Annotated in this window: 11 protein-coding genes; all 11 read left to right on the top strand. The window is 40.8% G+C overall.

Translation table 11 applies throughout. The annotated features are described in order from the left end of the window. Positions 1 to 15: 15 nt before the first annotated feature. The 11 genes from grpE to ACFSGI_RS05780 all read left to right on the top strand — a co-directional run bounded on the left by grpE (position 16) and on the right by ACFSGI_RS05780 (position 20727). On the top strand, positions 16 to 621 hold the full coding sequence (gene grpE, locus ACFSGI_RS05730) for a nucleotide exchange factor GrpE (protein WP_204823219.1): 606 nt from the start codon (positions 16 to 18) through the stop codon (positions 619 to 621). Between the two features lie 93 nt (positions 622 to 714). Beyond that, positions 715 to 2556, top strand: a complete 1842-nt coding sequence (gene dnaK / locus ACFSGI_RS05735) for a molecular chaperone DnaK (protein ID WP_204823220.1) — start codon at positions 715 to 717, stop codon at positions 2554 to 2556. Between the two features lie 183 nt (positions 2557 to 2739). Further along, on the top strand, positions 2740 to 3861 hold the full coding sequence (gene dnaJ / locus ACFSGI_RS05740) for a molecular chaperone DnaJ (protein WP_204823221.1): 1122 nt from the start codon (positions 2740 to 2742) through the stop codon (positions 3859 to 3861). Positions 3862 to 4013: 152 nt separating this feature from the next. Further along, positions 4014 to 4982: a 50S ribosomal protein L11 methyltransferase gene (gene prmA, locus ACFSGI_RS05745; RefSeq protein ID WP_204823222.1), complete on the top strand. Its 969-nt coding sequence runs from the start codon at positions 4014 to 4016 to the stop codon at positions 4980 to 4982. Between the two features lie 3 nt (positions 4983 to 4985). Further along, a complete protein-coding gene (locus tag ACFSGI_RS05750; RefSeq protein ID WP_204823223.1) occupies positions 4986 to 5669 on the top strand; it encodes a site-2 protease family protein in 684 nt (227 codons plus the stop codon). Positions 5670 to 5847: 178 nt separating this feature from the next. Further along, positions 5848 to 6636 (top strand): 16S rRNA (uracil(1498)-N(3))-methyltransferase, encoded by a 789-nt coding sequence (locus tag ACFSGI_RS05755; RefSeq protein WP_204823224.1) that lies wholly within the window; start codon positions 5848 to 5850, stop codon positions 6634 to 6636. Between the two features lie 46 nt (positions 6637 to 6682). Continuing rightward, positions 6683 to 8053 (top strand): class I SAM-dependent rRNA methyltransferase, encoded by a 1371-nt coding sequence (locus tag ACFSGI_RS05760; protein WP_204823225.1) that lies wholly within the window; start codon positions 6683 to 6685, stop codon positions 8051 to 8053. A gap of 245 nt (positions 8054 to 8298) precedes the next feature. Next, complete coding sequence (addB, locus tag ACFSGI_RS05765) at positions 8299 to 11850, top strand: helicase-exonuclease AddAB subunit AddB (protein WP_204823226.1); 3552 nt, start codon at positions 8299 to 8301, stop codon at positions 11848 to 11850. Then, positions 11847 to 16007 carry a helicase-exonuclease AddAB subunit AddA gene (gene addA / locus ACFSGI_RS05770; protein ID WP_204823227.1) on the top strand — a complete coding sequence of 1387 codons (4161 nt, stop codon included), beginning with the start codon at positions 11847 to 11849 and terminating at the stop codon, positions 16005 to 16007. The genes addB and addA overlap by 4 nt, the downstream gene beginning before the upstream one ends. A 119-nt stretch (positions 16008 to 16126) precedes the next feature. Further along, positions 16127 to 17302, top strand: coding sequence for an exonuclease SbcCD subunit D (locus tag ACFSGI_RS05775; RefSeq protein ID WP_204823228.1), 1176 nt, complete (start codon positions 16127 to 16129; stop codon positions 17300 to 17302). Next, complete coding sequence (locus ACFSGI_RS05780) at positions 17299 to 20727, top strand: SbcC/MukB-like Walker B domain-containing protein (protein WP_204823229.1); 3429 nt, start codon at positions 17299 to 17301, stop codon at positions 20725 to 20727. The genes ACFSGI_RS05775 and ACFSGI_RS05780 overlap by 4 nt, the downstream gene beginning before the upstream one ends. The last annotated feature ends 53 nt before the right edge of the window (positions 20728 to 20780 follow it).

Here is a 20780-nt window from a genome sequence, read left to right on the forward strand (position 1 = left end):
AGGAGGTGAACAATCTTGAATAAAGAGCAATCCTTTCAAGAAAATAATCAATCGGAGCAAGAAATCCCGGTTAATCATACAGAAACTGAAGCTGTAGAAAGCGAAGTACCTGCTTCTGAAGCAACAGAAGGTTCTACAACAGCCGATACTGGATCTGATGAAATGGTATCCAAAGCTGAATTGGAACGTGTACTGGCACAACTAGAAGAGCAGACACAACGTGTTCTACGTGCTCAAGCGGATTTTGATAATTTCCGTCGTCGTACACAAAAAGAGAAAGAAAACTTGGCGAAATATGCTTCCGAGCAATTGATTACCGAGTTGATTCCGGTTGTTGATAACTTTGGACGCGCTATGGCGACTAAGCCGGAAAGCCCTGAGTTAGAATCATTTAACAAAGGTATTGATATGATCTTCCGTCAATTAGACGAAGTGCTTAAAGGAGCAGGTTTGACACAAATGGACGCTGTAGGGCAACCATTCAACCCTGAACTTCACCAGGCTGTGATGCAAGTCGAGTCTGATGAGCATGAAGAAGGTATCGTTGTTGAAGAATTGCAAAAAGGTTATGTACTGAAAGATAAAGTACTTCGCCCGGCAATGGTTAAAGTCAGCAGCTAATACAAGCTTTTGCTTTTCGATATCATTCTTATCAATAGATGATTACTAAAATTTAAAAAATATATTAAATAGATGCTAGGAGGAAGTTTTACGATGAGTAAAGTAATTGGTATTGACTTAGGTACAACAAATTCATGTGTAGCAGTAATGGAAGGCGGCGAAGCTGTCGTTATCCCAAATCCAGAGGGTGCACGTACAACTCCTTCTGTTGTAGGTTTCAAAAAAGACGGTGAGCGTATTGTTGGTGAAACAGCAAAACGTCAATCGATCACTAACCCTGACCGTACAATTAGCTCAATCAAACGTCATATGGGTACAGATCACAAAGAATCTATCGATGATAAGAGCTACAGCCCGCAAGAAATTTCAGCTATGATTTTGCAAAAATTAAAATCAGATGCAGAAGCTTACTTGGGTCAAACAGTAACTCAAGCAGTTATCACTGTTCCTGCTTACTTCAACGATAGCCAACGTCAAGCTACAAAAGATGCTGGTAAAATCGCAGGTCTTGAAGTACTACGTATTGTCAACGAGCCTACAGCAGCAGCTTTAGCTTACGGTTTGGAAAAATCAGAAGATCAAACAATCCTTGTTTATGACCTTGGTGGCGGTACGTTTGACGTATCGATCCTTGAACTAGGCGACGGATTCTTTGAAGTAAAAGCAACCAGTGGTGACAATCACCTTGGTGGTGATGACTTTGACCAAGTGGTTATCGACTATTTGGTAAGTGAATTCAAAAAAGATCAAGGCTTGGACTTGAGTAAAGATAAAGCAGCAGTACAACGTTTGAAAGATGCGGCTGAAAAAGCGAAAAAAGAATTGTCTGGTGTATTAACAACAACAATTTCTCTTCCGTTTATCACTGTTGTTGATGGCGTACCTCAGCATTTAGAAGTAAACTTAACTCGTGCTAAATTCGAAGAATTGGCTGCTCCATTGGTTGAGCGTACACTTGGACCTACTCGTCAAGCGATCAAAGACTCCGGTCTAAGCGCTAGCGAAATCGACAAAATTGTATTGGTTGGTGGATCTACACGTATCCCTGCTGTACAAGAAGCAATCAAAAAATTAACAGGTAAAGACCCTCATAAAGGCGTTAACCCGGATGAAGTTGTAGCATTGGGTGCTGCTGTACAAGCAGGTGTCTTGACTGGTGACGTGAAAGACGTTGTCTTGCTTGACGTAACTCCATTGTCTCTTGGTATTGAGACAGCAGGTGGCGTATTTACTAAAATGATCGAGCGTAATACAACGATCCCTACAAGTAAATCACAAGTATATTCCACATATGCTGATAACCAAACAAGCGTAGAAATCCATGTACTTCAAGGTGAACGCGAAATGGCAGCAGGTAACAAAACATTAGGTCGTTTCATGTTGGGTGATATTCCTGTTGCTCCTCGTGGCGTACCACAAATCGAAGTTACTTTCGATATCGATGCGAACGGTATTGTTAACGTATCTGCTACAGATAAAGGTACAGGTAAGAGCCAAAAAATTACGATCACATCTTCTAGCGGTTTGAGCGATGAAGAAGTTGAACGTATGATGAAAGACGCTGAACTTCATGCTGACGAAGACCGTCAACGTAAAGAATTGGTTGAAGTTAAAAATAGCGGTGACCAATTGATCTACTCTGTTGAAAAAACAATCAAAGATCTTGGCGAAAAAGCTGATGCAGCAGAAGTAGAAAAAGCAAATGCAGCGAAAGAAACATTGAAAACTGCTTTGGAAGGCAACGATGTAGAAGCAATCAAATCTGCTACAGAAGCGCTAAGTGAAGTGGCTCAAGCTCTTGCTGTTAAATTGTATGAGCAAGCTGCACAAGAAGGTCAAGCAGCAGAAGGTGCTGAAGGCACAACAACTCAAAAAGATAATGTTGTTGACGCTGAGTATGAAGTGGTTGACGAAGACGAGAAAAAAGATAAATAATTAGCACCACATAAATAACATTTATGAAGTGGGAAGGTCAAAGCCGGGGCATCCCGTGCTTTGACTTTCGTTTGTTTATAAGGATACACTTGGATATTGTGTGGCTAATGTGCGACAGATATAAAGTCTATCAAGATTTAGGCGAAATAAGATATCTATATTACAAGGAGTCGAGGTGGAACGATGGCAGATAAGCGCGATTATTATGAAGTACTGGGTGTAGGCAAAAGTGCTTCCGATGATGAAATTAAAAAAGCATATCGTGGACTAGCCCGTAAATATCATCCAGACGTAAACAAAGAAGCAGATGCAGAAACGAAATTTAAAGAAGTTAAAGAAGCATATGATGTATTGAGCGATTCTTCTAAACGTTCTCAATATGATCAATTTGGTCATATCGATCCGAACCAAGGTATGGGCGGAGGCGGATTCTCAGGAGGTGGCGGAGGATTTGGCGATATCTTCGATATGTTCTTTGGTGGTGGAGGCAGACAGCGTGATCCGAATGCTCCACAACGCGGAAATGACCTTCAATATACAATGACGATTGAATTTAAAGAAGCGGTATTCGGTAAAGAAACTGATATTACGATTAATCGTACTGAAAATTGTGATACATGTAATGGAACAGGTGCTAAAAAAGGTACTCAACCTAAAACATGTTCGGTTTGTCATGGTAGCGGTCAAGAAGAAGTGGTACAAAATACACCATTCGGTCGTATGGTTAACCGTCGCAGTTGTTCTAACTGTGGAGGATCAGGTACGATTATTGAAGAAAAATGCGGTACTTGTGGCGGTACAGGTCGCGTACAAAAACAACGCAAAATTAATGTTCGTATCCCGGCTGGTGTAGATGATGGCGCACAAATGCGAGTTAACGGTGAAGGCGAAGGTGGTTCACGTGGAGGCCCTCCAGGTGATCTGTATATCGTATTCCGCGTTAAACCGCATGATTTCTTCGAGCGTGAAGATGATGATATCTATTGTGAGATTCCGATCACATTTGCTCAAGCAGCTTTGGGTGATGAGATTGAAGTTCCGACATTGAATGAAAAAGTGAAAATTAAAGTACCTGCTGGTACACAAACAGGAACGTATTTCCGTCTTAAAGGAAAAGGTGTTCCTCGTCTACGTGGCGTAGGTCAAGGGGATCAACATATCAAAGTGGTTGTTGTAACTCCAAGCAATCTGAGTGAAGAACAAAAAGATTTGCTTCGTCAATTTGGAGCATTAAACGGTGAGCATACTCATGAAAATGAGCAATCTTTTTTTGATCGTGTAAAACGTGCTTTCCGTGGTGATTAAATCATAGAATCTTTGAATAGAAAGCCCGGTTCTTTATGAGCCGGGCTTTTCATTCCGCTCTTTATGAGGTGTGAAAGAGAATTTTGAATTTGGGCGTATAGATGTAGTACAATAAATCGTACGTATGTTTTACTATTAGGGGGAAAATAATAATGTTATGGCATGAGTTAACTATACATACAACAGAGCAAGCTGTAGAAATGATTTCTAACTTTCTGCATGAAGCTGGAGCTGGCGGTGTAGCAATCGAGGAATCTGGTACATTGAACAAGCCACGCGATACTTCATACGGACAATGGTATGAACTTCCGCTTAATGATATTCCTGAAGGATTAGCGGTAGTACAAGGTTATTTTGCAGAAGAAACGGATATGAATATTCTGATGGAAGAAGTGCGGGCACGTATAGCACAACTTCATGAATTTGATATTGAAGTTGGTACAGCAGAAATGTCTTTTAAAACGGTTGACGAAGAAGATTGGGCGAATGCATGGAAACAATATTTCAAACCGATTCGTCTCTCCGAGCGTCTAACGATTAAGCCAACATGGGAAGATTACACACCTGAGAGCGAAATCGAACAGATTATTGAATTAGATCCAGGAATGGCGTTTGGTACAGGGACACATCCTACCACATCACTTTGCCTACGTACTTTGGAGACCGTTATTAAAGGCGGAGAAGAAGTAATCGATGTAGGAACAGGATCAGGTATTTTGGCGATTGGAGCGATTAAATTAGGAGCTAAAAGCGTGCTTGCTCTTGACCTTGATCCGGTAGCTGTATCCAGTGCTAAAGAAAATACTCATTTGAACGGATTAGAACAAGAGATCACTGTATTTGAAAGTGATCTGTTATCTGTGCTCAAAGCGGATGCAACAACCAAGCTGAATGTAACTTTACCTGTGCAAGTGGTAGTGGCTAATATTTTAGCAGAAATCATTTTGCTATTTATTGAAGATGTATACGAAGCATTAACACCGGACGGTGTATATATCGCATCAGGCATTTATAAAAATAAAGAAGATGTTGTTCGTGAAGCTCTAGAAGCTGCCGGATTTATTATCGAAGGCGCACATCGGGATGAAGATTGGATTGCCTTTGTTGCGAGAAAGAGGTAAGTAATGGATTTTTTGAATAACTTATTATTTGTACGACTGGATGTACTACCTTTTTACGTATTAGCATTGGTGATTGGGTTTACAGTACATGAATTTTCACATGCTTACTTTGCCAATAAGTTCGGAGACCCAACGGCTCGCTTGTTAGGACGTGTTAGTCTTAATCCTGCGGTGCATATTGATTTGCTAGGGATTATCTTATTATTGATTGCTGGTTTTGGATGGGCGAAGCCTGTACCTGTAACTCGTGAGAATTTTAAAAATCCACGTCTGATGGGGATTATCGTATCTGCCGCAGGCCCGGTTAGTAACTTGCTACTAGCTTTAATTACAGTCGTTATTTATTATGGACTTAATTATTTTGGAATTGTGGGTTCTTTTGCTAACACTCGTATTGATGAAGCAATCTTTATGTTTGTTCAGTATATGGCTTTGATGAACTGTTTCTTATTTATATTTAACTTAATTCCTTTGCCTCCATTAGATGGTTACCGTATATTAAGTGATTGGTTGCCAAGACGTGCGAGTGCAAAATTACAACGTATGGAACAATGGGCAATGTTAATCTTTTTACTTGTTTTATTTTTACCGCCATTACGTGCGGTTACGATTTCGCCACTATACACATTAGCACAGGATCTGGCATCTAGCTTTTACACGTTTGCCGGCGTTATTTTCGGTGGATAAATGAAGTAAAGATTAAAAATGAAGCCACGATTGAAATTGTAAATAATGAGTAAATCAATCCATGTAAGGGACAGAAGCAGGTGAATGATACATTACACCTAGCCCTGTCCCTTTAAAAGTTGTATGATATTAACTTGAGTTAGCACGTTATCAAATGCAGATAGAAAGTGGATGAAATATGCAGCGATATTTTGTACCCGCAGACCAGTTTGACGAGCAAGAAGTGCATATTACTGGTGAAGATGCGCGTCATATTAGTCGGGTGATGCGATCCCGTATAGGCGATCAAGTGATTGCTTGTAACGGTCAATCTTTAGATGTATTGGTTGAAATTACAGAACTTGCCGAAGGCGTAGTGACTGCGTCGATCGTAGAACAATTAGAACAACATGGAGAACCAAGCGTATTTGTAACAGTGGCTCAAAGTCTACCCAAAGCCGATAAAATGGAAAGTGTTATTCAGAAATGTACTGAAATCGGTGCATCTTCTTTTCTGCCATTTTTATCTGAGCGTACTGTTGTGCAATATGATGAACGTAAAGAAGTCAAACGGATTCAGCGTTGGAGCAAAATAGCGAAAGAAGCCGCAGAACAAAGTCATCGTAGTCGTGTCCCGCAGGTTGATTCGCCTGTATCGTGGAAGCAATTATTGAAGCAGTTTGCAGAGTATGATTTGATCTGTTTTTGTTATGAAAAAGAAAACGGGCATCAGCTTCGGGATGTGGTTCAACCTTTTGCTGAATCATTGCTGATCACCAAAGATACGACAACTTCCAAAGCGATACGTGTGATGATTGTAGTAGGCCCTGAAGGTGGATTTAGCGAGCAAGAAGTAGAAGCGGCAGAAGCAAGTGGCGCTATCGTTACCGGATTGGGAAGACGTATTTTACGTACCGAGACAGCAGCGATGACTGCACTGGCATGTATAATGTATGAAACAGGCGAAATGAACGCTAACAAAGGTTAACAATAATAAATGATTAGCAGGGATATCAAGAAGGAGTGGAACACTATTGGCAAGCGTGATATTGCAGCCCAAACGTAAAAAAAGATTAGAACAAGCCCACCCATGGGTTTTTCAAAATGAGATTGCTTCGGTTGAAGGAGATCCTATCCCGGGGCAATTGGTTAATGTACTGACTCATCAGAAGCGCTTTTTGGCTACAGGATATTATAATCTTGCTTCTCAGATCACTGTAAGGGTAGTATCGTATCAACCGTTAGAAGAAATGGATACTGCTTTTTTTGTAGAGCGATTTACACGTTGTCTAAAGCATCGTAATCGTTTTTTACCTACTGAAAATGCGTATCGTTTGGTCTATGGAGAAGCTGATTTTCTACCTGGATTGATTGTAGATCGTTTTGGAGAAGTATTGGTTGTCCAATTATTAACATTAGGTATGGATGCTTGTCGTCAACATATTATTGATGCATTGGTACAAGTGATGCAACCGCTGGGTATCTATGAACGTAGCGATGTATCTGTTCGCAAATTAGAAGGACTAGAAGAAGTAACAGGTGTATTATATGGAGAATGTCCTCGTCATGTGACAGTGACTGAAAATGGTCTATTGATCGAAGTCGATATTGTAGAAGGTCAGAAAACAGGATATTTCTTTGACCAGCGTGAAAATCGTGCTTCGATTGCTCCTTTAATGCTTGGTTGGGGCGATCGTAGTGGAATTGAACTGACTGAAGTTGAAGTAGATGGGCATATGACGCATAAGCCTGTAAATCGCAATGGTAAAATAGTAGATTTCCCTTATTGGGATGGAGCTAATGTGCTAGAGTGCTTTTCACATACAGGAAGCTTTACACTACATGCGTGTCATTATGGAGCCAAAAAAGTAACTTGTCTTGATATCTCTGCACACGCCATCGAAAGTGCGAAAGAAAATGTACGGTTGAATGGATTTGAAGATCGTGTTGAATTTGTTGTCGATGATGCGTTTGATTATTTGCGTCGTAACGCCAAAGGATTAGATGAGCGTCAATTACGTAGTAGCGCAGATAGCAAACAAGACACATCCAAACCGATGACTGCTGCGGGTGGGCGTTCATGGGATGTTGTTATTTTGGACCCGCCTGCTTTTGCCAAAACGAAAAGTGCTGTCGCAGGTGCTGTTCGCGGATACAAAGATATTAACTTACATGGAATGAAGCTTGTGAATGAAGGTGGATATCTAGTTACAGCCAGTTGTTCCTACCATATGCGTCCTGATCTGTTTTTGGAGACGATTCAAGATGCAGCCAAAGATGCAGGTAAAGTATTACGTCTGATCGAATGGCGTGCAGCAGGTAAAGATCATCCGCAAATTTTGGGCGTAGATGAAGGGCATTATTTGAAATTCGCTATTTTTGAAGTACGCAGTAAAACGTTTTAAATAATAATTTTAAGATATCTATAATAGGAACCATTCTATTATAGAAAATGATGAATATACAATTGTATTTGCAATGATCCAAAATATCCCCTTCTGTGAAACGTGTACACACTGTACGGTTGAACCGGAGGGGATTTACATATATACACCTATTACTTTATAATAAAGGGAACGTTTGTTCTGATTAATCTCGAACAAACTTTTGCATCGTGAAGACTATACTACGTAAATAAGGGTGAACTCACATGCCATTGCATTTTTTATTAGGTCGCTCTGGAAGTGGAAAAACGACCACAATAACACAGCGAATTATCGATAAAATTACACAACAACCGGATGGACCACCTATTTTGCTACTGGTTCCTGAACAGGGTTCTTTTCAAGCCCAATATGCACTTGTTCGTTCCCGTCAATCTAAAGGAAATGTGCGTGTACAAACCTATGGTTTCCGTCGTCTAGCTAATTGGGTGCTACAAGATGTAGGAGGAAGTGCCAAAACACCGATTGGTGAAGAAGGTAAAAAAATGCTTCTTTATCGACTCATTCAGCGACATCAATCGCAATTACGGATGTTTGGCACATCTAGTGATCAATTTGGATTTATCGGTAAATTAAGCGAATTATATAATGAATTTAAGCGTCATACGATTACATTAGAGCAATTAAATGAATACAGTGAACGGTTATCAACTTCAGCTCGTTCTCCTTTATTAATCGATAAATTGCATGATTTACAGCGTATTTATCAAGATTTTGAACAGAATTTGCAAGGATTATATGTAGATGGAGAAAATACATTAACTGATCTTGCTCTAGCGATTCCAGAATCACAGGTACTGCATAATGTTGATATTTGGATCGATGGATTTCATAGTTTTACACCTCAAGAATATGGTGTTATTGCAGCATTATTGCAAAAAGCCAATTCAGTGACGATTGCTTTAACATTAGATCGTTCTTATGATGGTGAGCCGCCTCATGAATTGGAGCTTTTTCATCAGACAGCTACCACGTATATCAAATTAAAGCAGTATGCTAGCGCTATTGATGAGTCTTTTACGATAGATGTTGAAAATCTTTCAGAGAATCCTACAGATATCCCTGTTCGTTTTCAATCTAGTCCGCAGTTAGCTCATTTAGAAAATGCGTATCGTTCTTCTCATCGCTGGCAACAAGCATCGTATATCAAGCAAGCCGATGAACAACAGGATATTTATACGTATGTTGCTCCTGATCGTCGTTCAGAAGTAGAAAGTGCGATTCGGGAAATGATCCGACTTGCTCGTGAAGAAGGTGCACGCTGGCAAGAGATGGGTGTATTTGTCCGTCAATTAGCAGATTATGAACATATTATTGCACCACTACTGCAAGATTACGAGATTCCTTATTTTCTAGATCAGAAGCGTACTATATTACAGCATCCATTAGCAGAATTTATACGTTCAGCATTGGATATTGTGCAATATTTCTGGCGGTATGAAGATGTGTTCCGTTGTATCAAAACAGGGTTGTTGCTTCCAGATGATGGACGTGTGACCACAGAAGATATCGACCGTTTAGAAAATGTTGTGTTAGCATCAGGTATTCATGGATCACGCTGGACAGATGGACACCCATGGAAAGGCATCCCTAGTCTTTCGCTGGAAGCTGGTGATGAGGTCAAAGAAATCAGTGAACGCGAATTAGCAGAAGGGCAACGTATGCAACAAGCCCGTCAGCTTGTGATTGAGCCATTATACCGCTTTGAAAAAAGAATCAAAAAAGCGAAGCACGCCAAAGAAATGTGTATTGCGCTTTATCAATTATTAGAAGATTGCAATATTGCAATACATCTGGAAAAAATGAGTACACATGCTACTGCACAAGGTAATCCTTTGCGAGCTCGTGAGCATATTCAGATCTATGGTGAAATTATCGATTTGCTGGATCAAATGGTTGATATTATGGCAGAAGATGCTATTGATCTGGGAACTTTTGCAGGCTTACTGGAAACAGGGCTTAGTGGTATTCGATTAGGGATTGTACCGCCAGCGATTGATCAGGTGTTGATCGGTTCGATGGATCGTACCCGTCCTATGGATATTAAATATGGATTTGTATTAGGGATGAATGAAGGGATTGTGCCGTCCCTTTTTCCAGACAGTGGTATTCTAAGCGAACCGGAACGAACCAATATGTTAGAAGGTGGATTAGAATTATCGCCAGGTAGTAAACGATTGTTGTTGAATGAGCAATTTTTGATTTATCATGCGCTGACGGTAGCAAGCTCTAAATTATGTCTCAGTTATGCGTTAACAGATGATGAAGATAAAGGGCTTTTGCCTTCAGAAGTGATTACAAATGTCCATAAATTATTTCCTTTTTTACAAAATCAATCGATAGTGTCTCCATTATCTGCTCAGTCTGACCCTATAGCATCGTTGCAATATGTGAGTACTCCTACAACAACGTTACCGCATTTGATCGCACAGCTACGAGAATGGAGTCGAGGAACAACGATTTCCAACACATGGTGGCATGTATTGAATTGGTATACGACACATGAAGCATTGAGACCGCAGATAAGTATGCTGGTGCAGTCTTTATTTTATAAAAATACAGGTGATTTATTAGATATAGATACCAGTCGACATTTGTACGGACAGACGTTACGTACCAGTGTATCTGGAATGGAACAATTTGTATCTTGTCCTTTTGCTCACTTTGCTTCGCGTGGCTTGAGATTGAGAGAGCGTCAAGAATATCGCTTAAAAGCTCCGGATATCGGTCAATTATTTCATGCTTCATTAACGGATCTTGCTACAATGCTCAAAGAGCAAGGACGCGCATGGGGGCAATTGACTCGTGAAGAGTGTGTAGAGATTGCTTATGAAGCAGTTGATAAGCATATTCCGCGTTTGCAAGGACAGATTCTTTCTAGCTCTAAGCGCTACAATTATATTTCACGTAAATTGCGTGAGATTGTAAGTCGTGCTTCAGTGATGTTGGGAGAGCAAGCACGACGTGGAGATTTTGAACCGCTCTATTTAGAACTTGCATTTGGCCCGAATGGAGACTGGCCACCCCTTCGTTTTACATTAGCAAATGGATGTACGATGGAAATTGTAGGACGGATAGATCGGGTAGATGTAGCTGAAGGGGATAATACCTTATTACTACGGATTATCGATTACAAGTCTAGCCAGACCGATCTTAAATTGCATGAAGTGTACTACGGCTTAGCATTGCAGATGCTCACGTATCTGGATGTGCTGTTAACTCATGCCGAAGAAGAACTAGGTCAATCAGCACAACCAGCAGGTGCACTGTATTTTCATGTGCATAATCCTATGCTACAAGCAGGTAACGGACTAAGTATGCAACAATCTCAACAAGAAATGCTGAAGCGTTTCAAAATGAAAGGGCTATTGCTGGCTGATCGTGATGTGATTAGCAAAATGGACAATGAATTAGATAAAGGATATTCTGCTATTTTGCCTGTAGCTGTCAAAGCAGATGGAGGATTTTATAGCAGTTCTGCGGTCGCGTCAGTAGATCAATGGCAAGAATTACTGCGTAACGTCCGTCAGACAGCACAGGAAATCGGTACACAAATCACCGATGGAACTACGCAGATTACTCCTTATCGTATAGAACAAGAAAAAGCCTGCGATTACTGTGATTACAAATCAGTCTGTCAATTTGATGAATCATTAAAAGAAAATCAATATAAATTACTGCAAAAACCGGGCAAAAATGAAACATGGGAACTGTTACAAAACCGCCATGACTACCAGAAAGGAGATTCACCTTCATGATCGACAACGATAATCATAAAGACAACAATGAATATATAGATGATCTATTTGCAGACAATGAGCAACTGTTGTCCAATAGACAGGAGATGCCAAAGCCAGAAAATAGTACATGGACAGATGATCAATGGAAAGCAATCTCTTTAGATGGTGGCAATATGCTGGTAGCAGCAGCGGCAGGTTCTGGTAAAACAGCCGTACTGGTGGAACGCATTATTCGTCAAGTAACTGATCCTATTCAGCCGATGGATGTAGATCGGATGTTAGTAGCTACTTTTACCAAAGCAGCGGCAACCGAAATGAGACAACGGATACGGGCTGCTCTCGATAAAGAAGTATTGCGTCGTCCAGAAGATGATCATTTGCGTCAACAATTAGCGTTGTTGAGTCAAGCATCGATTACGACATTGCATTCTTTTTGCTTGGAAATTATTCAACGTTATTATTCAATGATTCCGCTTGATCCTGGATTTCGGATCGCAACTGCAAATGAATGTGATATTTTGCGTGAAGAATTGTTGGAAGAATTATTTGAAGAGAAGTATACCGAAGAAGAAGAGCGGGATAACAAGCAATTTTATCGCTTAATGAACTGGTTCGGTGGAGAGCGTAGCGATGATGCTGCTTTGGTTTTGGTAGAGCGTCTTTATCATTTTGCGCGTAGTCATCCGTGGCCTGAATACTGGTTAGAGCGTACAGCAGCCGAATTTAATGTAACAGACGGTTCTTCGTTACAGAATACGTCATGGGTTCAGAATATTATGACCGATATTGCTTTAACTTTACAAGGAATTGAAGCAGTATTGCATCAGGCGATAGATACAGCATTATTGCCGGGTGGGCCTGTCGCTTATGCAGATAGTTTACGGGATGATCTGGAAGTAATTCATGCCCTTCAATCTGCAATGACTGTTCAGCCGTGGGAGCAATTGTATACCGTTTTCCAAAGTGCTGCTTTTGGCAAATTAAAAGCGGTACGCAAAGACGGAATCGATCCTCAATTACAAGAAACAGTAAAACAATTGCGTGAAAATGCAAAAAAATCATTAGCAGAGATCAAAAGTTTGTTTTTCGGTAGAACACCTGATGAATTTGCACAAGAGTTACGCGAGACATTTCCTTTGATGCAAGAATTAACAGAATTAGTCATTCGTTTTAGTCAAAAATATCAACAGGAAAAACAACGTAAAGGCTGGGTCGATTTTGCCGATCTAGAACATTATGCTCTTCATATTTTGCGTCATCCAGATTCTACACCTGAACATGTGATTCCTTCACAAGTGGCTTTGGAATATCGTGAACGATTTGATCAGGTGATGCTCGATGAATATCAAGATACCAATTCTGTACAGGAAGAATTGGTTCAACTTATTTCACGAGAAACGATCGGTAATCGCTTTATGGTTGGTGATGTGAAGCAAAGTATTTATCGTTTTCGCTTAGCAGAACCCGGACTATTTTTAGATAAATATGAAAAGTATCAGGATAATTGGCAAGGAGAAGGACGACGGATCGACCTTTCTCGTAATTTCCGTAGTCGTCATCAAGTAGTCGATGCGGTTAATATGATTTTTAGACAGATTATGAATAAAACAGTGGCAGAAATTGAATATGATGAACGAGCAGAGTTAGTAGCAGGGGCGAAATATCCAACTGGTGATGAGACTTCATATGCACCGGAGTGTTGGATTATTGATCGTGCCGGAAGTGGAGCCAGTGCTGACTACAGCAATGCAGATGACAGTAATGATATCGACGGGTATGTCAACGAGGCTTCAGAGATGGAATCTGCTCGCTTAGAAGCACAAGCGATTGCTGTACGGGTACGCGAAATGGTAGAGCCAGATGGCGAGCCATTGCTAATTTACGATAAATCAGTAGATGGATTACGTCCGGCAGAATATCGAGATATGGTTATTTTGTTACGCTCGACAGCAGCATGGGCACCGCTGATACTAGAAGAATTACAACGTGAAGGTATACCTGCTTATAGTGAATTAAATCAAGGATTTTTTGAAGCGGTCGAAGTGAAAATTATATTATCATTATTAGCTATTATTGATAATCCGCAACAAGATATTCCACTGGCTTCTGTACTGCGTTCTCCAATCGTTGGCTTAAATGAAGATCAACTGGCAACAATTCGTTTATTTGGCAAAGACACTTCGTATTATCAAGCGATGATGTTAGCAGCCGAACATATGCAAGAACAACCAGAAGAATGGAGTTACAAATTACTTCATTTTCTCGAACAATTGGAGCAATGGCGCTTAGCAGCACGAGAAGGGGAATTAGGTGATCTGATCTGGCGCATTTACCGCGATACTGGCTATTTAGATTGGTTAGCTGGATTACCGGGAGGTTTGCAACGTCAACATCATTTACGAATATTGTATGATCGTGCTCGTAAATTTGAAGTATCTACTTCTTCACGAGGGTTATTTCGCTTTATGCGGTTTATTCGTCGCTTGCAAGATACAGATGGTGATCTAGGGGCTACTGCTTCTGTAGATGGACAAGAAAATGCGATTCGTATTATGACGATTCATAAAAGTAAAGGCTTGGAATTTCCAGTTGTTTTTTTAGCAGGTATGTCTAAGATGTTTAATATGCAAGACTTGAATACTTCTTTTTTGATGCACAAAGAATTAGGATTTGGTCCTAAATTTGTAGATGAAGATACACGTGTTAGCTATCCAACATTGCCTAATCTAGCGATTCGTCGCCGTACTGCAACAGAATTGTTAGCAGAGGAAATGCGTGTCTTATATGTTGCGTTGACTCGTCCGCGTGACAAGCTGATTATGATTGGTACTGTCAAAGATATCGACAAAAAAATATCGGCATGGAGTCAGGTTCAGAACTCCGATTATATGCAATTGCCTGATTATGTATTAGCCAAAAGTCGTACCTATCTTGACTGGGTAGGGCCAGCATTAATGCGTCATCGTGCAGCTTCTATATTTCGCGAGCGCAATGAAATTGCCGCAGGGCCTTATTCTGCTTGCTTAGCAGATGATCCTACGCCATGGAGTATTACGATTCTAGATAGTCGTCAATTGCAATCGACAACAGAAGATACAGAGCAATCTATTACTGCTTTGCGTGAGCATGATCCCAAGTGGATCGCATTACAACACATAGCAGATGGTGAGCAAGTACAGCCTGTAACCGTTTTTGAAAATGATCAAGCAGTTGAAGACACTCATGCACAGGTACAAGCGAGTGATGTGGAACAAAGACTGTCCTGGCAATATCCTTATGAATTGTCTACTCATATTGCTGCCAAAACAACGATCAGTGAAATCAAGCGACAATTGGTTTCAGAAGAATCTCCATCGGTGGATGGGATACATGAATCTCTAGATCAACGTGTGACGATTGGACGTTATACAGATCAACAGCCTACTAACCCAGCCAATACTACCGGATCGACAGATGCTAATCCATTTTTGATGAGTACTATTTTACAGCGCGCCGGGATTCTTCTAGACAATTATTCAGAGGATGAGATGCAATCACCTAAGCAGATATCTTCTTTAGCAGACTCTGATCTTGGTTCTGAACGTTCAGCTACGGTATCTGCTGATAGGAGCGATTCAATAGCTGGAAGCACACTTCAATTGCAACGTCCTAAATTTATGGAACAGCGTGGATTAAGCGGAGCAGAACGGGGCACAGCATATCATACAGTGATGCAACGGGTTCCTTTAGATCAAGGGCATATCGATCTCACAATTGTAGAGCAGACCAAAGCTGATCTTGTTCAACGTCAAATTTTGCGTCAGGATCAAGCTGATAGTGTACATGCAGACGAGATTGTTGCTTTTTTTGCTACATCGTTAGGTCAACAAATGCTACAAGCTACAGAGATTAGACGAGAACTGGCATTTAGTTATGGTATTCCAATCAATGAGGCAGAGGATAAGATTTTATCGCAAGGGATCGTTGATTGTATTTTCCGTATAGATGATCAATGGATTATTGTTGATTACAAAACCGATCGTGTACTGGATAGCCATGGAGGTATAGAAGCGCTCAAAGAGCGTTATCGTATTCAACTTCAATTGTATGCTCAAGCTATTCAAGATTCATTGAATTGGAAAGTAGATCAATTGTGGATCTATTTCTTTGATATTAACGAAGCGATAAAAATTTAAATTATAAGGTGGTTTGTTATCAAGAGTCTAGTCTATAAATGAAGCTAGAACTTTTGGTTGCAAACCTCCTTTTATCTATATTTATTTAAAATAAATCATTACTCAAAAAGGAGAGGGCTATGCGTATTTTACATACAGCAGACTGGCATTTTGGTCGCACATTAGAAGGCAGAAGTCGTCTTGAAGAACAAATCGCTTTTGTCGATGAATTGGTTCAGATTGCAGATGATCAACAAGCAGATTTGATTTTGATGGCAGGCGATGTATACGATTCTGTCAATCCTCCTGCTGCGGCAGAACAATTATTTTACGAAGCTGCTGCTAGATTAACAGCGAATGGCCGTCCACTGGCAGTGATTTCAGGCAATCATGATCAACCTGATCGAATAGCGTCAGCTACTCCTTTAGTCAAAGGAAGAGGGATTTATTTACTGGGTACACCTGCTGCAAGTGCATTAACGATCCCTGTTACCAGAACCTCAGAAACAGCGATCATAGCAGCATTACCTTATCCTTCTGAAGCTAGACTGAACGAACTATTAACAGTAGAACACGATGAAGATTTGATTCGTCGTGCCTATAGTGAACGAGTAGGCATGTTGATGAGACAGTTAGCGACCGATTTTCGGCCGGATACAGTTAACCTAGCGATGAGTCATATCTATGCGTTAGGTGGGGAAGAATCTGATTCAGAACGACCTATTCAAGTTGGAGGAGCTTATACGGTTGATCCGTCTGCGCTTTACACAGGCGCTCAATATACAGCATTAGGGCATCTTCATCGCGCTCAAGCTGTTAAAGGAGAAGGGATAATCCGCTATAGTGGTTCTCCACTAGCATATAGCTTTTCTGAGGCAGGACAAGCCAAATCGGTCACTATGATAGATGTTGTACCTGGAGGCGTTCCACAGATCGAAGAAATCTTTTTGACTTGCGGTCGTCCTCTTGTGCGCTGGAAAGCCAAAGGTGGTCTGACTGAAGTTCATCAATGGTTAGAAGAAGGTCGAGATCGTAATGCTTTTATCGATTTAGAAATTTCACTATTAGAAGCTTTATCGATGTCTGATATTCAATCGATTCGCAAAGCCTATAGTGGTATCGTCAATATTCGACCTGTATATCCCGAAACAGAAGCACAGCAATCTTTTGCTGAACGTGCTCAATTGCCTGTACATGAACTATTCCGCAAATTTTATGAACGTCAGACTGGTGGAGCAACCCCTGAAGATCGATTAGTAGAGTTATTTTTGGAATTGATCGATGAAGAAGAAGTCGGAGAGGAACAACCATCATGAAGCCAATCACACTCAAATTATCCGGTTTGCAAAGTTATCGTGAGCAACAAGAAATCAATTTTGAAGCATTATGTGAAACAGGGTTATTCGGTATTTTCGGACCTACAGGTAGCGGGAAGTCGACTGTTTTAGATGCGATTACACTTGCTTTATACGGTAAAGTAGAACGAGCCTATAACGGTACACAGGGTATTATGAATCATTCTGAAGATTCGTTATTTGTTTCTTTTTCATTTGAATTATTATCTGCTGAAGGAGCACAGCGATATCGAGTAGAGCGACGATTCAAACGTACAGGAGACCATACTGTCAGCAATGCTATGAGTCGATTTGTCGAAATGCGTGCAGATGGTGATGTAGTAGTTGCAGATAAATTAGCAGAAGTTACTCGTTGTGTAGAAGATTATATCGGACTGAAAATGGATGATTTCACACGCGCAGTTGTATTGCCACAGGGTAAATTTGCTGAATTTTTATCACTTAAAGGCAGTGATCGCAGACAGATGCTACAGCGTTTGTTCCATTTAGAAAGATATGGCGATCGCTTAATGCAAAAGCTTAGTCAACGTGTCAAAGAAACAGACAACGTACTAGGCAAATTATATGCTGAACAGACAGGTCTAGGCGAAGCCTCAGCCGAAGCATTGCAGACAGCGATACAGCGGTTAGAGACTGCTATTCAAGAAGCAGAACAACGTCGTCAAGAGCTGGCAGATATGACTGCTCGTACGGAGCAATGGAGCAAGATTAGAGAATACCAACAAGAACAATTACGATTACAACAACGCTTAGATCAATTACAACAGCATGAAGCCGAGATTGTTAATAAAGAACAGCAGATTGAACAAGCAGTATCTGCGCAGAATTTATTGCCGTTATTAGATACATGGCGTACCCATGAAGCCAAAGCGATACAAGAACAACAGCGCGTAACCGTTCTGCAACAACAATTAGAACAAGCGGATAGGGCTGTATCGGTAGCCGCTGAGCGCGAACAGCAAGCCAAGCAACAGTTAACAGAGCAAGAGCCTCAATTGGTAACGCGGATCGAGCAACTACAACAAGCTTTACAATTGCAAAAAGAGTGTGCTGCATTAGAACAAGATCAACAGCAGATTCAGAATCAATTGGAAGCTACACAAAAACAACTGGAAGAAGCATCGCATCAAGTACAGCGTGAACAGATGTTGTTAGATAAAGCGCGACAGCGTCAAGAAGAATTAAACAAACAGTTAAAAGCTTGTGAAGTACGCAGTCAGGATCGACGTGAGTTGCAAGAAGCTCAACAACAACTGTCTGCTCTAGATACAGCAAGAACCCGTCTACAAGAACAACAGACAGAATATAATGGATACCAACAGTCTGCACAACAAGCCAAGCAAGTATGGCAACAGATCACCGAGCAAGAAGCACAACGATCAGTGCAGGAACAGCAATTACAACAACAGGTTTTCGCTTTATATCAAGATCATCAGCAATTGACCAATGATCTACAACAAACCGAGCAATCGGTTGAACAACTGGAAAATCAATATGAACAACAAGCTAGAGAAGCAGAATCAAGTCGTCTGGCAATGATGCTAGCGGCAGAACTGCAAGAAGGAGAACCATGTTCTGTCTGCGGGTCTATTCATCATCCACAACCTGCTCATATGAACAATCATCTTTCTACTTTAGCAGATGAATCCGTATCTCCAACACCGGAATCGGAAACTATCAATCAACAAACTCAGACCTTAAAACAAATAAAACAACAGCTTCAAATGCAACAGCAACATGTTCGTGGTCGTCAAATTGAGTTAGATAGCAATATGCAAGAATGGGATTGGCAACTGGATAATACAGAATTGGTATCTGCTTCAAACGATCAAATTTCTGTTTTGTCTGAAAAAGAACTACAAGTGCAATTTGCTAAGTTGCAAACTCAAAATCAGCATTTAGAACAACAAACAAGAACATTACAACAACAATTACGACAATGGCGACAAGATGAACGAGAATGGTCAGGTCGTCGACTAACTGCTCAATCGGAACAACAATCATCTGAACGCTTACTGGAACAGTCCAATACCCGTCTACAAGCGGCTACACAGTCGTTAGAGCAACTTTTACAACAGTGGCAACAGAATTTACCGCATTTAACAGAACAATCAGCACGTGAGCGATTTGACGCTCTTTCTCAGATGGATGAACAAGCAGAGAAAATTCGTGAAGGTTTGGAAAAAAGTGTTCCGTACATCGAAGAACGAGAACAAGCTATTAAGAATGGTAACGATCATATCAATACACTGGACAAACAACGGATTCAAGATCAGACGCGTCAAGAAGGTAATCAACAGCTTTTACAAGAAAAGAAAAATCGTCTGAATGAATGGATTGGAGATCAATCTGCTCAACAGTTATTAACAGATACCCAACAGCAACACCAACAATTACGTCAGCAAGCAGAGCAGACAACAGACTCGTGGCGCGAAGCACTACAACATCAGCAGACAGCAACACATCAAGTAGAATTAGCTGTACAATCGCTACAATCTTTGCAGGAACAAGTCCAACAACATGCTGAAAAGTGGCAACAAGCATTGCAATCTTCTCCGTTTGATAATGAACAAAGTGTAAGCCAATCGCGAATGAGCGAAGATCAGATTCAGTCGGATCGACAACAGATTCAATATCATCGCGAACAACAGCATGAGCTATCTGTACATTTGCGAGAAGTACAGAACAAATTAAATGGACAACATGTTAGCGAAGAAGAATGGGCGCAGATGCAGCAGCAATATACAGAGGCTCGCCAAGCCGACGAGACAGCCCTGGAGCAACGTGCCAAAGCGACTCGTGATCGCGAAGACCTTGAACAACGTCATGTGCGCTGGCGTGAGTTAGAAGATCAACGGATCACTTTAGCTCAAGAAGCTAAGCATTTATCCAAATTGCAAGCCAGTATGCGAGGTAATGCGTTTGTTGAATATATTGCAGAAGAACAACTAATGCAGGTCAGTTTAGCCGCTTCAGAGCGATTGCGCTTTTTGACCAAGCAACGGTATTCTTTAGAAGTGGATTCAGGTGGAGGATTTGTCATCTGTGATAATGGTAATGGTGGTATTCGTCGCCCGGTGTCTTCGTTATCAGGTGGAGAAACATTTTTGACTTCGTTATCATTAGCACTAGCGTTATCTGCTCAGATTCAATTGCGTGGACAGTATCCTCTTCAGTTCTTTTTCCTGGATGAAGGATTTGGTACACTTGATCCCGAACTTTTGGATACAGTCGTAACTTCACTAGAAAAGCTTCATAATGATCAACTTTCTGTTGGGATCATTAGCCATGTTCCTGAATTACGAATGAGATTACCTCGTAAATTAGTCATTGTACCTGCGGAGCAAGCAGGAAGCGGTTCTAAAGTGATCCTTGAACGTATGTAGATATGAGTACACCTACATGAAAGCTAGATACACCCAAAAAAGGTTGAAGAAGG

This window comes from Paenibacillus nicotianae (assembly GCF_042681745.1).
In the GTDB taxonomy this organism is placed as follows: Bacteria; Bacillota; Bacilli; order Paenibacillales; family Paenibacillaceae; genus Saccharibacillus; species Saccharibacillus nicotianae.

What these genes read in the sequence shown, in the direction of transcription:
- dnaK (WP_204823220.1), top strand. Translation starts at nt 715, where the DNA reads ATGAGTAAAGTAATTGGTATTGACTTAGGTACAACAAATTCATGTGTA.
- dnaJ (WP_204823221.1), top strand. Translation starts at nt 2,740, where the DNA reads ATGGCAGATAAGCGCGATTATTATGAAGTACTGGGTGTAGGCAAAAGT.
- prmA (WP_204823222.1), top strand. Translation starts at nt 4,014, where the DNA reads ATGTTATGGCATGAGTTAACTATACATACAACAGAGCAAGCTGTAGAA.
- ACFSGI_RS05750 (WP_204823223.1), top strand. Translation starts at nt 4,986, where the DNA reads ATGGATTTTTTGAATAACTTATTATTTGTACGACTGGATGTACTACCT.
- ACFSGI_RS05755 (WP_204823224.1), top strand. Translation starts at nt 5,848, where the DNA reads ATGCAGCGATATTTTGTACCCGCAGACCAGTTTGACGAGCAAGAAGTG.
- addB (WP_204823226.1), top strand. Translation starts at nt 8,299, where the DNA reads ATGCCATTGCATTTTTTATTAGGTCGCTCTGGAAGTGGAAAAACGACC.
- addA (WP_204823227.1), top strand. Translation starts at nt 11,847, where the DNA reads ATGATCGACAACGATAATCATAAAGACAACAATGAATATATAGATGAT.
- ACFSGI_RS05775 (WP_204823228.1), top strand. Translation starts at nt 16,127, where the DNA reads ATGCGTATTTTACATACAGCAGACTGGCATTTTGGTCGCACATTAGAA.
- ACFSGI_RS05780 (WP_204823229.1), top strand. Translation starts at nt 17,299, where the DNA reads ATGAAGCCAATCACACTCAAATTATCCGGTTTGCAAAGTTATCGTGAG.